Source organism: Herbaspirillum sp. GW821-FHT09A12 (genome assembly GCF_059418325.1).
In genome coordinates this window covers 148751-161463 of sequence record NZ_JBWKPR010000011.1, presented here as the reverse complement: position 1 = coordinate 161463, position 12713 = coordinate 148751, and the positions used below count along the sequence as shown (strand labels likewise).

Sequence of the window (12713 nt, the reverse complement as noted above, 5' to 3'; positions counted from 1 at the left end):
GGTCGCCTTCTTTGGCTTACTTTTCTTGGCGAGACAAGAAAAGTGAGCGGCTGCCGGGCCGCCCCCGGCGCTCCGCTCCGACCGGAGAGAGAAAAGACTAAAGCCAGTACATCTGCACGAAGCAAGAGCAGACTACCAAAAGTACATCGACCAGCAGCAAGAGCAGACTACCCAAAACAACAAAACAAAAAACCGCATAAGCATCCATAGAAATATTCGTGTCTCAAGAAAAGCCGCCTTCCTATACTGGGACTCCCCAAAATCCACCAGAATAAAAAATGAAGAAATTCCTGAAGCTCTTGGCAATCTCGGCCACCCTGCTGGCAGCGACCAACGCACTGGCCCAATCGAAAGAGGTCGTCATCGCCTACCAGGACATGGTGGTGCCATGGCGCTACGCCCAGGATGCGCAGGCGCTGGAAAAGAAGACCGGCTACAAGGTGAGTTTCCGCAAGCTGGCCAGCGGCGCCGACGTCATCCGCGCGCTGGCTTCGGGCTCGGTGCAGATCGGCGAGGCCGGTTCTGCGCCGATCGCTTCCGGTTTGTCGCAAGGGCTGGATATCCAGCTGTTCTGGATCCTCGACAACATCAATGACGCCGAGGCGCTGGTGGCGCGCAACGGCAGCGGCGTCAATTCGCTGGCCGACCTGAAGGGCAAGCGCCTGGCGGTGCCGTTCGTGTCGACCTCGCACTTTCACACCTTGCTGGCGCTGGAAAACGCCAAGGTCGACCCGCGCGGCGTGAAGATCGTCAACCTGCGTCCGCCCGAGATCGCGGCGGCCTGGGAGCGTGGCGACATCGACGCCACCTTCATCTGGGATCCGGTGCTGGCCAAGGCCAAGAAGAACGGCGCCGTGCTGACCACCTCCGGCAAGATCGCCCGTGAAACCGGCAAGGCCACCTTCGATGGCATCGTCGTCTCCAAGGCATTCGCCAAGGACAACGACGCTTTCCTGACCGAGCTGGTCAAGGTGCTGGCCGACACCGACGACAACTACCGCAAGAACAAGGCCGCCTGGAGCGCCGACTCGCCGCAGGTGAAGGCGGTGGCCAAGTGGTCCGGCGCGGAAGCGGCCGAAGTGCCGGCCAGCCTGGCATTGTATGAATTCCCGACCTTGCAGCAGCAGGCGTCGGCCGAGTGGCTGGGCGGCGGCGCGGCCAAGTCGCTGGCGGCTACCGCGGCGTTCCTGAAGGGCCAGGGTACGATCCAGAACGTGTTGCCGGATTATTCGGCGGGCGTCAATGCCACATGGGTACGCAAGGCGGCGCAGTGAGCCATTGCGCTCCCTTGAACGCCGGCCAACCCGCCGGCGGTCGGATCGAAGCGCACCGCTTGTCGGTGCGTTTTGCGTCTGCGCGGCCGGACGATCCGCTGGCGTTGGCCGGTGTCGACTTGTCCATCGCGCCGGGCGAATTCGTGGTGGCGCTGGGGCCGTCCGGCTGCGGCAAGACCACCTTGCTCAATTGCCTGGCCGGTTTCATCGGGCCTTCGCAAGGCGAGGTGCTGCTGGATGGCGAGCCGGTGGCCGGACCCGGCCCGGCGCTGGGCGTGGTGTTCCAGAAGCATGCGCTGATGCCGTGGCTGAATGTGGAGGACAACGTCGCGCTGGGTTTGCGCTTTCGCGGCCTGGGGCGCGCCCAGCGGCTGGCGGTGGCGCATGAGAAGCTGAAGCTGGTCGGGCTGGAGCGCCATGCGGCGTCGCCGGTCTACCAGCTCTCGGGCGGCATGCAGCAGCGCGTGGGCATCGCCCGCGCATTGGCCAACGATCCGCGCGTGCTGCTGATGGACGAGCCGATGGGGGCGCTCGATGCGCTCACCCGCGAATCGGTGCAGGAGTTGCTGGCGCAGCTGTGGGCGCGTACCGGCAAGACGATTTTCTTCATCACCCACAGCGTCGAAGAGGCGCTGTTCCTCGGCAGCCGCGTGATCGTGATGTCGCCGCGGCCGGGCCGCATCGAACATGATTTCGCATTGCCTTTCCTGAGCCGCTATATCGAGACCGGCGACGCGCGCGCGGTCAAGTCGTCGCCGGAATTCATCGCCTGGCGCGAGCGGCTGCTGCAACTGGTTCACGGAGGCAAGCCATGAGCAATGCCAATATTGTTGCCGAAGATATCGCCGTCGCGAACGATAGCCGGCAGGCCATCCCCGCGGCATTGCCGCCGGCGCGCACCTATCCGCGCCCCGGCAGCGGGCCGACCACCGCGATCACCGTGGTCACCGTGATCGCCGTGCTGCTGGGGTGGTGGGGCGTGACGGCCGCCGGCCTGATCGCGCCGCTGTTCCTGCCGCCGCCGTCGGCGGTGTGGCTGGCGGCGGTGCAGGCCTGGGAAGGCAACGTGCAGGGCGGTTTGCCGCTGCTGCAGCATATTGCCTGGAGCTTGTGGCGGGTGTTCGGCGCCTTCCTGCTGGCGGCCGTGACGGCGGTGCCGGTGGGCCTGCTGATGGGCGCCAGCCGGGTGGCGCGCGGCATCGTCGATCCCTTGCTGGAGTTCTACCGGCCGTTGCCGCCGCTGGCTTACCTGCCGCTGATCGTGATCTGGTTCGGCATCGACGAGACCGCCAAGCTGCTGCTGATCTACCTGGCCTGCTTCGCCCCCATCGCGGTCTCCACCCGCGCCGGCGTGGCCGGGGTGCCGGGCGAGCAATTGCATGCCGCGCTGTCGATGGGGGCCAGCCGCTGGCAACTGCTGCGCCACGTGATCCTGCCGGCGGCATTGCCGGACATCCTGACCGGCCTGCGCATCGCCATCGGTTTCGGCTGGACCACGCTGGTGGCGGCGGAGATGGTGGCGGCCACGGCGGGCCTGGGCCAACTGGTGCTCAATGCGTCGAACTTCCTGCGCACCGATGTGGTGGTGATGGGGATCGTGCTGATCGGTTTGATCGCTTACCTGTTCGACCTGGCGATGCGGCGCTTGTCGGATGCGCTTACCCCGTGGCGGCAGCACCGCTGAGCCACTTGGCGAACAGTTGCGCTTCGGCGCCGGCCTGCTGGCTGATGCCGAGATAATAGGGCGCCAGCGGCATGCGCATCTCCGGCAGCGGGCAGACCAGCCGTCCGGAACGCAGGTCGTTGTCGGCCAGCGAGACCGGCGACAGCGCCAGCCCCAGGCCATCCACGGCGGCCTGCAGCACGAAGTGCAGGTGGTCGAAATGCAGCATGGCCTGCGCGCGCGAGCGCTTCAGGCCGGCATGTCTTTTCCAGTCGTCCCAGTCGCGGCTCCTGCTGCGCGAGAGCAGCAGCGTGTGGCCGGCGATGGCGCGCACGTCGGGCAACGGGGCGTTCTTCAGCAACGCGGGCGAGGCTACCAGCAGCAGTTCGTCTTCGAGGAAGCGTTGCATCTTCAGCGTTTCGGGCCAATTGGTCTCGCCGCGCCGGATGGCGATGTCGAACGGCGAGGGCGCGCGGCCCACGGCGGCCACGCTGGTCACCACCTGCGGTTCGATGCCGGGATAGCGTTCGACGAAGCCCGAGAGGTGCGGGATCAGCCAGCGCACCGCGAAGGAGGGGCGCACGTTGATGCTGACCGAGCGCGTCGGCGCATCCCGCATCACGCGGCGCGCGGCGGTGGCCAGCATCTCCAGCGCCGGGCTGGCTTCTTCGAAGAACTGGCGGCCGCGCTCGGTCAGCGCCACCTGGCGGATGCGGCGCTCGAACAGCGGCATGCCGAGGTAGTCTTCGAGGTTCTTGATCTGGCGGCTGACGGCGCCGTGGGTGACGTTGAGTTCTTGCGCCGCCAGCGTGAAGCTCTGGTGGCGCGCGGCCGCGAGGAAGGCGCGGATGGCGTTGAGCGGGAGGGTGAGATCGGCCATGCGTCAGATTTTATCACGCATGGATGGAATTAATATCGTTTGTCAGGCTGCCGTCGCGCCCCGCATGATGGCGTCCATGACCTCACCCGAACTTCGCCAGGCCGATCTCGATTCGCGCCACGCTGCATTCTCGCTGTCGGCCGCCTTGCCCTGCGATATCGTGCTCTACCTGCTGCTGCCGATGTATGCGGAGCAGTTCCATGTGACGCTGGCCGAAGTCGGGCTGCTGCTGGCGGCCAACCGCCTGGTACGCATCGCCGGTTATCGCTGGGTGGCGCGCTTCTATGCCCAACGCGGCGACCGGCCGACCTGCATGCTGGCGGTGTGCGCCGCCATCCTGTGTGCATTCGGTTACACCGTGGCCAGCGGCTTTTGGGCCTTGCTGCCGCTGCGCCTGTTGTGGGGCATGGCGTTCGCCGGACTCAACCTGTCGACCCAGGCCATGTCGACCGCCAACCCGATCGGCGCGGCGCGCCGTTCCGGCCGTTCGCGCGGCGTGATCGCCATCGGCCCGATGCTGTGGCTGCCGCTGGCGGCGCTGCTGGCCAGCCATTACGGGCCGCGCATGGTGTTCGCGCTGGTGGCGTTGACCGCCATGCTCGGCTTGCTGGCCGCGCGCCGCCTGCCGGCCCACGCCTATCCGGAACCGCCGGCGCGGCGCTGGAAGCTGCCCAATGCGCTGGACTGGTGGTCTTTCCTCGAAGGCCTGACGCTGGACGGCTTGTTCATCGTCGGCCTGTCCTACATGAGCAAGCAATCGTTTTCCGAACATGCCGAACTGATCGCCGGCGTGCTGATGGCCTTGCGCTATTTCGGCGAGATCGTGCTGAGCCCGCTGGGCGGCTGGCTGGCCGAACGCTTCGGCGCGGTGCGGGTGCTGGTGGTGCTGTCGCTGGCGACTTGCGCGGCGCTGGTCGGTTTCGGCGGCGGCGCGCTGTGGCTGTTCGCCGGGCTGATCGTGGTGCTGCGCGCCTTGCAGTTGCCGCTGTTGGCACCCATCGTCGCGGCGCGCACGCCGCCGGCCGAGCGGGTCCATGCCTTGGCCGGCCGGGCCATCTGGCGCGACATCGGCGCCGGGCTGGGGCCGATCATGGCGGGCTTGCTGCTGCCGGTGATGTCGTCGCTATGGATCTACAGCCTGGCGGCATCCGCGCTGGCGCTGGCAGCCTTGGCCTGCGGCCGCGAATCGGCGCCGGTCAAGGCGCAGGTTGCTGCCGAATAGTCGGGTCTTATACGCAAGTCGGGTGTTATACGCACGGCGGATATGCATGTGCGGATTGCTTCGTTCCAGCCGGAGCGGGGCTTGGCTAGGATGGCGCACATAGCCTGCCGCATTTCTGTTCCTATTCCTATTCCCCGGCGGCGGGCGTCACGACATTCGGAGCCAGCATGACCGACCACTACCTTCATCAGGAACTCGGCCCTATCGCCATCGAGCCGCTGCAGCCGACCGAGCGGAAACTGATCAGCGCGGTCTTCTTCCTCGGGCTGGCATTGCTGGGCAGCCTGTTCTTCCTGCAGCGCTGCTTCCCGCTGGCCGGTTGAGCGCCGGCCGCAATTCCATTTTTACAGTTTGCTGCACTCGCTGAGCATTTCCGCCTGCGAGACATTGCTGCCCGGCGGCACGCTGTGCGTGAGCCAGACATTGCCGCCGATGACCGAGCCCTGGCCGATGGTGATGCGGCCCAGCACGGTGGCGCCGGCATACACCACCACATCGTCCTCGACGATGGGATGGCGCGGGATGCCTTTGACCAGGGAGCCGTCGGGCTCCGACGGGAAGCGCTTGGCGCCCAGCGTGACGGCCTGGTACAGGCGCACGTTGCGGCCGATGATGGTGGTCTCGCCGATCACCACGCCGGTGCCGTGGTCGATGAAGAAGCTGGGGCCGATCTGCGCGGCCGGGTGGATGTCGATGCCGGTCGCCGAATGCGCGATGTCGGCCACCAGGCGCGCCAGCAGCGGCGCGCCCAGGCTGTGCAGCGCATGCGCCAGGCGGTGGTAGATGATGGCGGTGGTGCCGGGATAGCACAGCAGGATTTCCGAAATGCTGGAGGCGGCCGGATCGCCATGGTAGGCGGCCTGGATGTCGCTGACCAGCAGGTCGCGGATGGCCGGCAACTGGTGCGCGAAATCGCGCGTGATGACGGCCGCGCGACTGCGCAGTTCGGCTTCATCCTGCGGTTCGTCGGAGGCGAAATACAGTGCGCGGCGCACCTGTTCCTTCAATACGCACAGCGCGGCATTGAGCTGGCTGCCGACGAAATAGTCGATGGTCTCGTCGGACAGGTCGGTGTGGCCGTAATGCGTGGGGAACAGCGCCGCCTGCAGGTTCTGCAACAGCTTTTGCATCGCTTCGCGCGAGGGCAGTTCGCGGATTTCGCCGCGGTAGCGGATCTTGTTGGTGACTTCGCGCGAGGTGCGCAGGCCGGCGACGACGGCGGACAGGCCCAGCCCCGCCGTATCGGCCAGGGCGCTCAGTTCGGGAGTGTTCGAGGTATCCATGCCGGCATGCTATCAAAAATGCGCAAGCAGTGTCGGCGGCCGCCAAAATACCCGCCGGCAATGGAAGCGGGCGGGAGCGGGACGCGGGGCGGGCAAGAGAAATGAGGGGGGAGCGATTCGCGGCGCCCAGTCCTATCTGAAAAGTGGCGCCGCTCTGTGAATCAACTCTGGAACGACTATATCGCGTACCGGAAAGTTACGCCAATGCCATTTGGAAATATCCATATGCGACAGATGTTTTTGCCATGACAACTTCGCGGGCGGTTTCGATGCATGCCTGACAAGAGCGCGGAAATTATCATCCCGATCCCGTTTGTGCCCATATCCGTTCGCGATTTTTGCGCCGTATAATGCAAGGTCGCGAAAGTTGCCCATGGAAAACAAGAAAATACATTCGCTTACCTACGCCGCGCAGTATCGGAACTTCGATATCAGTATCGTGGGCCTCCAACTGGCCGACGGCTGGCGCTTGTCCGTGCAGATCAACAAATGGGGGCGCCCGCCGATGGCGCTCTGGCGCGACCGCGACAATGTCTATCCCGATTTCAATTGCGTGCGCACCGCGGGCCTGCAGTGGTCCAAGGAATTCATCGACGGCAGCATGCATTGAGCCTCGTTCTGCCTGCCTGAAATCCCGGCAGTTTTTCCCTTGCCGACTCTTCTTCGGCATGCGTGCCGCTGGCGCGCGCCGGGGCCACGGCAATAAAAAAGACGCCGCCGCGCCATGGTCATCGCGGCGGCGTCTTCATTGGCGGCGCGGAAGATCGATCAGGCCTTGAACTGCAGCGCGTTGGTCAGGTCGCCCATGGGTTTCTGGCCGCGCGCGATCATGGCGTCGTCGCGCTGTTTCAAGCCATCCAGTTGTTCCAGGCCGAAGGTGCGGGTGACCAGGCGCAGGATGGAGGCGGTGTCGTACACGGTGTGGTCGACGCTGCCCTTGCGGGCGAACGGCGACACCACCAGCGCCGGCACGCGCGTGCCGGGGCCCCAGCGGTCGCCCTGGGGCGGCGCCACGTGATCCCACCAGCCGCCGTTTTCGTCGACGGTGATGACCACCACCATGTTCTTCCATTGCGGGCTGGCTTGCAGGCTCTTGACGATGTGCGCGATGTGGCGGTCGCCGGAGGCGACGTCGGCATAACCGGCGTGCATGTTGAGGTTGCCCTGCGGCTTGTAGAAGGTCACCGGCGGCAGGCGGCCGGCTTCGGCATCGGCCAGGAAGCGGTTGGTGCGCGCTTCGTCGCCCAGGCCGCCGTCGCGCAGGCGCTTGTTGCGCTCGGCCGGATTTTCCGGGCCCAGGCTCTTGAAGTAGTTGAACGGCTGGTGGTGGTACTGGAAGTTGGGGATCTTGGGAATGCCCTTGGAATCCTTGAATTCATCCAGCGTGGCTTGCCAGGCGCCGGCGTACCAGGCCCAGTCGATGCCTTTCTTGTTGAGCTTGTCGCCGATGTGCTCGTGCGTCTGCGGCACCAGCACGCTGGGCTGGTTCGGTTCGGAATAGGCCGGGTTGTTGCGGTCGCGGGTCCAGGTCGGCCAGTACGGCGGGGCCATGGTGTTGACCGCGTAGCCATCGGGCGTGAGCGCGCTCGGGCCGAACTTGGGGGCACCTTGCATGGCGCCGGCCGGGCTGCCTTCGGCAGGCGTCAGTTCCGTGCCCAGCGGATCGTTGTTGACGGTCTTGGCCACCTGGGTGCGCGCGACCGAGCTCATCACATTCGGATAGTAAGGGGCGGTCGCGGCGATCAGGTAGTGGTGGTTCAGGAAGGAACCGCCGAATGCGCCCTGGAAGAAGTTGTCGCACAGCACGAATTCGCGCGCGATATCCCACAGGCGCAGGTTGTATTTCGTGTCGGCGTAATGGCCCATCACCAGACCGCCGGAATCGGCCCAGGCGACGAAGCCGTCGTTCTTGCCGCCGTTGATCTGCATCTGGTTCTGGTAGAACACGTGCCACAGGTCGCGCGTGACCAGGCCCAGCGGCAGCGCTTCGCCTTGCGGGCCCTTGAGCGCGAAGGGGGCGTTGGGAAGGTTGCTCTGGTACTGCTTGCCGGCTTCGTAGGTCACGCCTTCGACGACCTGCTCCTGGCCGAGCACGCCGTTCCAGGCCGGCGGCAATTGCTTCAATACGCTGCCGTCGCGGTCGCGCTGGGTATAGTCGGCGGGCTTGAGGCCGGATAAGGGCCTTTCGACGCCGGGGAAGTCGCCGAACAGGTTGTTGAAACTGCGGTTTTCGGCGTAGATCACGACGATGGTCTTGACGTTGTCGCGCAGGGCCTGGTCCAGCGCGGCGGCATTGGCCGGATCGCCGTTCGGGTATGGCACGCCGCCGCTTTGGCCATCGGTGGCGCAGGCGCTCAGGGCACCGCCGGCGCCGAGGGCTGCCATGCCGCCCATGCCGCCCAGGAAGCGGCGGCGGCTATTGTTGGGCGGGGCTGCGGATGCCGTGGCGGCGTCCTGCTGTTCGGGAATGGGCGGATTGCTGCCGCCACGGGCGGACTCGTCGTGGATGCTCATGGATGCTTCCTATTGGATATTGTTGTGGATGATGGCGCGGAACCGGAGCAGGATAGCGCAGCCATATGACAGGAATATGTCTTTTCAAAGACATGCATCCAGGGCCGCATCCGGGGCCGTTTGGCGGGACTGCGGGGGCTTGGGGAGGGCGGGGTTGAGGAAGGCGCGCGGAGCCGGTGAAAAAACTGGTAAATGTGACGCTGCCGCCATAATTTACAGTGACAAGATCATTACAATCACGCCACTTGCATAGGCATTCATAGGCATTGACGGACGCCGATGAGGGCAAGGCCGCGTGGGAATGCAGCCTTGTACAGGAGCCGCCCGGCTCCCGTTTCAGCGTCCGGTACTGATGGCAAACATCGATTTTTCTGGGGAATCCATGCTGCTCAAGACTTTTCAATACATCATCATCGCCGCCGGTTTCGGCGCCTGCATGCTGTTCATGCTGCTGCTGGCGCTGACCGAACCGCTGGTTTGAGCGCCGGCCGGGCTTTCTTCATTTGCGCAGGAAAGCCGGCTTGCCGGAACGGTTGACCACGATAAACAAGGCCATCAACGCCAGGAAGCCCGCGAACAGCAGGCCGGAGTTGAGGATCACGCGCGGGTATCCCAACGTACTGACGTTGATGAAGGGATAGGGATAGAAGCCCGACAGGGCGCCGCGCCACAGCGTGATGACCAGGTAGCCCACCGGATAGACCAGCCACAGCAGGGATTTCTTCAGCGAAGCCTGGAACACCGGTACAAAGAAAATCCAATAGACGATCGCCAGCAGCGGCACCACCGTGTGCAAGCTTTCGTTGACCAGCGAGCGGAACCCGGTGGGCGCCCATAGCTGGCGCAGCAGCAGGTTATAGGCGATGCCGACGAAGGTCAGGTAGGCCACCACCGCCGAGATCACCGAGGGCTGGCGAAAGAAGCGGCTGATCGGCGTCTTCAGCGACAGCGCCAGCGAGGTGAAGCACAGCGCGCCCATCAGAATGGTGAGGTTGGTCAGGTACATGGTGAGCCGGTCCAGCCCGTCGAGCACGCCGCCGCCGTGCGACAGCAGGCGGCCGAAGGTGATGTCGGTCTGCGCTACGAAGGCGAACCAGCTGATGGCTGCGATGGCCGCCGCCAGGGCGCGGGCGGCATTGGAGGTGCCCTCGGCGGGGAAGATGTTGGAGCCGAAGGAGTCCAGCGACTCCTGCGGAGGGATCTGGCGATGGCTCATGGCGTGGTCCGGGAGATAACGTTGACGTTGGCGTTGCGGTGCAGGCTGATGCCGGAAAATGGGCAGTTGCACAATCGCTGCATCATAAAACGATTTGGCCGTGCGCGCAGCCGGTATGACATTCACTTTCACCGCTTACAAGGTGTCACAAAATCCGGTGCGCCCGGCCGTCGCTTCACGGTCGGCGATCGGCAGGCGAGTCACGCGTCAAGGATGAGCGCGGGCCACGCTGAATCGAGGGATGTTTTTGGGCGGCGTTTTGGGCGGCGTAAATATCGCGGGCCTACGCCAAGGGGTGCTTCCATTTTTATTGCGCCGCCGTCGCCGCTTTGCACGCTCCAATGTGCGGCCGGGAAAAATTGCCATCGTCCGCAACGCCAGTAGAGGTGCGCGTTTCCGCGCATGGCGTGTCGCCTGCAGGCGACGGTTTTTTCCTGCAACTGTTACATCTTTTTTAGTTACAAGACGCGCGGAAATATAAATAATTTGCAGTGCATCCATCGCGCAGATTTCGGCAGCGCCACCTTCGTGAAGCGTCTGGACTTCACTCCATTTCTTGCCTTCCCGGCCATCGCGCAACACCGGCGAGGATGGCGTTCGCGATGCGCTTGTTCGCGCATGTGGAAACAGCGTTTTGCTGTTACAAAATTCTCGTGAACTTTCGAAAAGCTACTTTGCCGAACCGCACAGGTTTCTTGCATGGCAAGCATTTCCGGGATATCGCCGGCGCCCTGCAAGTTCATGAACCTGTTTATGCCGCGACGCGCATCTGGCATCAGTTATCCGGACCCGACAGAAGGTCTTTCGAATCCGCACGGCATCTGCATGCGAACCATTCGATCCACATGCGCGCCGCCTTGTTTCTTTCGTGCTTCCCGTTTTGCACGCTCTTTCAATTTCAGGAGATCACATGCTTCGCTCAGAATCCCTCTTCGGCAAACGTGAAACCAATTCGACCAATTCCCCCTTCAGCAATGCCGGCAGCGCCGTCTCCCATCCTGCGGGCAGCGCCGTCTCCAGCGTGCAAAAGCCTGGCCAATATCCTGCCTCGACCGGCACTGCGGCGCCCGCCGGCGAAGAAACCGGCAGCAAGCTTACCGTCGGCCCCAACATCAAGGTCAAGGGCGAGATCGAAGATTGCGACACGCTGGTCGTCGAGGGCCGTGTGCAGGCCACCATCAATTGCCGCGTGGTGCAAATCGCCGAACGCGGCGCTTTCAAGGGTTCGGCCGAAATCGACCTGGCCGAGATCCGCGGCGAATTCGATGGCGACCTGACGGTGCGCCAGAAGCTGGTGATCTACGCCAGCGGCAAGGTCACCGGCAAGATCCGCTACGGCAAGCTGGTCATTGAAGAGGGCGGCCAACTGTCGGGCGACCTCCAGGTCGGCGGCCAGGAACAGAAGGAATTGCTGCAGGCGGCCGTCAAGACTGCCTGAGCGCGCCAACTGGCGCCGGGCGTCGCGCAGGCGGCGTCATTTTGTTTCTTTTTTGAAATGTTTGGTGCGAATGGCCCGGAAAACCGGGGCATTCGCCCTTGCATTGCCATAAAACAGGGTGGAATTTTGTCTGTATGGGCTCGCCATGCGACAATAGCGCCTTTCGTCTTTTTGCCGGCAAAGGAAGCGCCGGCAGCGGCTTGCCGGATCATCCGCGCGGCTGGACGTTGGCGTTTTTCAGTTCATTCTCATGGCTCACCCGGAATACATCCTCACCCTGTCCTGCCTGGACCAGCGCGGCATCGTGCATCGCGTCTCGGGCTTTTTGGCCGACCACGGCTGCAATATCATCGACTCCGCCCAGTTCGGCGACGGCCAGTCCAAGCTGTTTTTCATGCGCGTGCATTTCTCGTCGGAAGACGCGGCGATGGGCGACGTTCAACTGCGCACCGATTTCGGCGTGCTGGGCGACGCCTTGCAGATGAACTGGCAACTGCACGATGCGACCAAGAAACCGCGCGTCATGCTGATGGTGTCCAAGATCGGCCATTGCCTCAACGACTTGCTGTTCCGCTACAAGAGCGGCCTGCTGCCGGTGGAGATCCCCGCGATCGTGTCCAACCACACCGACTTCTACCAGTTGGCCGCCAGCTACAACATTCCCTTCCACCATCTGCCGCTGGCCAGCGGCGCGTCGGCGCAGGCCAAGCGCGCGCAGGAAGAGCGCATCATGGAAATCGTCAACGCCAACCAGATCGACCTGGTGGTGCTGGCGCGTTACATGCAAATCCTGTCGCCGGAGATGTGCGAAGCCCTGCGCGGCCGCGCCATCAACATCCACCATTCCTTCCTGCCCAGCTTCAAGGGCGCCAAGCCGTATTACCAGGCGCATGACCGCGGCGTGAAGCTGATCGGCGCCACCGCCCACTTCGTCACCAGCGACCTGGACGAAGGTCCGATCATCGAGCAGGGCGTCGAGCGCGTGGACCACTCCATGGGCCCGGACACGCTGACGGCGATCGGCCGCGATATCGAATCGGTGGTGCTGGCGCGCGCGGTGAAGTGGTTTACCGAGCACCGTATCCTGTTGAACGGGCATAAGACGGTGATCTTCAACTGATCGCCTGAACCTGCCTTGCCACGCAAAAACGCCGTTCGGCCCGCAAGCCGAACGGCGTTTTTATTTGCGGCTATTTTCTCCGTCGTCCTGACGAAAGTCAGGA

General features: G+C 64.0%; 13 protein-coding genes. 8 read left to right on the top strand and 5 right to left on the bottom strand.

Features of this window, described 5'->3' with window-relative positions; translation table 11 throughout:
- The first annotated feature begins 278 nt into the window (after positions 1 to 278).
- Genes tauA through AC07N6_RS19705 form a run of 3 tightly spaced genes read left to right on the top strand, consistent with a single transcriptional unit; the run spans position 279 to position 2958 of the window.
- The gene (gene tauA / locus AC07N6_RS19715) at positions 279 to 1274 is read left to right on the top strand and encodes a taurine ABC transporter substrate-binding protein (RefSeq protein ID WP_494783195.1); all 996 of its coding nucleotides are present in this window, start codon (positions 279 to 281) and stop codon (positions 1272 to 1274) included.
- A complete protein-coding gene (locus AC07N6_RS19710) occupies positions 1250 to 2089 on the top strand; it encodes a taurine ABC transporter ATP-binding protein (protein WP_494783194.1) in 840 nt (279 codons plus the stop codon). The genes tauA and AC07N6_RS19710 overlap by 25 nt, the downstream gene beginning before the upstream one ends.
- Positions 2086 to 2958, top strand: coding sequence for an ABC transporter permease subunit (locus AC07N6_RS19705; protein ID WP_494783193.1), 873 nt, complete (start codon positions 2086 to 2088; stop codon positions 2956 to 2958). The genes AC07N6_RS19710 and AC07N6_RS19705 overlap by 4 nt, the downstream gene beginning before the upstream one ends.
- On the opposite strand, the gene AC07N6_RS19700 is transcribed toward AC07N6_RS19705, so the two are convergent.
- Positions 2933 to 3817 carry a LysR substrate-binding domain-containing protein gene (locus tag AC07N6_RS19700; RefSeq protein ID WP_494783192.1) on the bottom strand — a complete coding sequence of 295 codons (885 nt, stop codon included), beginning with the start codon at positions 3815 to 3817 and terminating at the stop codon, positions 2933 to 2935. The two genes, AC07N6_RS19705 and AC07N6_RS19700, sit on opposite strands and share 26 nt — an antisense overlap.
- A gap of 76 nt (positions 3818 to 3893) precedes the next feature.
- Between AC07N6_RS19700 and AC07N6_RS19695 the strand changes: the two genes are divergently transcribed.
- The gene (locus AC07N6_RS19695) at positions 3894 to 5039 is read left to right on the top strand and encodes an MFS transporter (RefSeq protein ID WP_494783191.1); all 1146 of its coding nucleotides are present in this window, start codon (positions 3894 to 3896) and stop codon (positions 5037 to 5039) included.
- A 167-nt stretch (positions 5040 to 5206) separates the two neighbouring features.
- Complete coding sequence (locus AC07N6_RS19690; protein WP_494783190.1) at positions 5207 to 5362, top strand: hypothetical protein; 156 nt, start codon at positions 5207 to 5209, stop codon at positions 5360 to 5362.
- A gap of 21 nt (positions 5363 to 5383) precedes the next feature.
- Here the strand turns inward: AC07N6_RS19690 and epsC are convergent, their stop codons facing one another.
- Complete coding sequence (gene epsC / locus AC07N6_RS19685) at positions 5384 to 6322, bottom strand: serine O-acetyltransferase EpsC (RefSeq protein WP_494783189.1); 939 nt, start codon at positions 6320 to 6322, stop codon at positions 5384 to 5386.
- Between the two features lie 373 nt (positions 6323 to 6695).
- Between epsC and AC07N6_RS19680 the strand changes: the two genes are divergently transcribed.
- On the top strand, positions 6696 to 6932 hold the full coding sequence (locus AC07N6_RS19680) for a hypothetical protein (protein WP_494783188.1): 237 nt from the start codon (positions 6696 to 6698) through the stop codon (positions 6930 to 6932).
- A 158-nt stretch (positions 6933 to 7090) separates the two neighbouring features.
- Here the strand turns inward: AC07N6_RS19680 and AC07N6_RS19675 are convergent, their stop codons facing one another.
- The 3 genes from AC07N6_RS19675 to AC07N6_RS19665 all read right to left on the bottom strand — a co-directional run bounded on the left by AC07N6_RS19675 (position 7091) and on the right by AC07N6_RS19665 (position 10553).
- Positions 7091 to 8836 (bottom strand): acid phosphatase, encoded by a 1746-nt coding sequence (locus AC07N6_RS19675; protein WP_494783187.1) that lies wholly within the window; start codon positions 8834 to 8836, stop codon positions 7091 to 7093.
- A 499-nt stretch (positions 8837 to 9335) separates the two neighbouring features.
- A complete protein-coding gene (locus AC07N6_RS19670) occupies positions 9336 to 10052 on the bottom strand; it encodes a Pr6Pr family membrane protein (RefSeq protein WP_494783186.1) in 717 nt (238 codons plus the stop codon).
- Positions 10053 to 10259: 207 nt separating this feature from the next.
- Positions 10260 to 10553 (bottom strand): hypothetical protein, encoded by a 294-nt coding sequence (locus AC07N6_RS19665; RefSeq protein WP_494783185.1) that lies wholly within the window; start codon positions 10551 to 10553, stop codon positions 10260 to 10262.
- 409 nt (positions 10554 to 10962) lie between these two features.
- On the opposite strand from AC07N6_RS19665, the gene AC07N6_RS19660 reads away from it, so the two are divergent.
- Both AC07N6_RS19660 and purU read left to right on the top strand, forming a co-directional pair.
- Positions 10963 to 11490, top strand: coding sequence for a bactofilin family protein (locus AC07N6_RS19660; RefSeq protein WP_494783184.1), 528 nt, complete (start codon positions 10963 to 10965; stop codon positions 11488 to 11490).
- A 250-nt stretch (positions 11491 to 11740) separates the two neighbouring features.
- Entirely contained in the window at positions 11741 to 12610 is an 870-nt protein-coding gene (gene purU, locus AC07N6_RS19655; RefSeq protein WP_494783183.1) for a formyltetrahydrofolate deformylase, read from the top strand.
- Positions 12611 to 12713 lie beyond the last annotated feature (103 nt).